Here is an 865-nt window from a genome sequence, read left to right as displayed (position 1 = left end):
CCCTGCAGATCACACATGGCTACAACCGGCACCATCGTTGGCAAAAACCAATCGGTTTCGGGCTGATCGGCAACGAAGACGGCATCCCGTTTTACGGCGATGTGCACGACGGCAACGTGCCGGACAAAACGTGGAATCCTGAGGTGCTCTCCCGTGTCCATGAACAGCTGAAGCAAGCCAAGATCGGAGACGAATGGATTTACGTGGCGGATTCCGCTGCGATGACGAAAGAGACCTTGGCGCAAACGAAGGCCGCCAACGCCTTTTTGATCACGCGGGGTCCTCCGTCGCTTCGGATCGTCAAACAGGCATTGTCGGAGGCCGATTCGCCTCCTATCCCGTGGAACGACCCCTTTACGCTGGCGGAGAAAAACGGTGCCACGTATCGGGTATGGGAAACGGCCTCCACTTATGAAGGCCATCCCGTTCGGCTGATCGTCGTCGAATCGAGCGCGCTCGACCAGCGAAAAGGAAAGACGCTCGACAAAGAGCGGACCAAAGAAGCGGAGCTTCTTCGCGAGGAACAAGCCCGCTGGGAACGCCACCCCTTCTCTTGCCGGGCAGACGCCGAACAAGCCTTGGCCTCCCTCAAGGCGTCCCTTCGTCCCCAGTTTCATCGGGTGGAAGCCGCAATCGAAGAGATCGTACGCCCGAAAAAACGGCGCGGACGACCGAAAAAAGGGGCGGAACCCGAGATGGAGACGCTGTATTTCGTGCGTCTTGGCGCCGAATTCGACCCCAACGCTTGGGAACAGGCGAGACGGAAAGCGTCCCGGTTTGTCCTCATTACGACCGTTCCGAAGGAATGGAAGGGTCAACCGATGGAGGCAAAAGAAATCTTGAAGTTGTATAAAGGCCAAATCTA

At 57.3% G+C, this 865-nt stretch carries 1 protein-coding gene; it reads left to right on the top strand.

The window, feature by feature from the left end:
• Positions 1-865 (top strand): IS1634 family transposase (locus B4113_RS20710; protein WP_235598018.1); only part of this gene is annotated, 865 nt, incomplete at both ends.

The sequence above is a fragment of the Geobacillus sp. B4113_201601 genome, from assembly GCF_001587475.1.
GTDB classification, from domain to species: Bacteria; Bacillota; Bacilli; order Bacillales; family Anoxybacillaceae; genus Geobacillus; species Geobacillus icigianus.
Note: the sequence above shows the minus strand (reverse complement) of the source record. Positions and strands in the feature narration are given on the sequence as shown.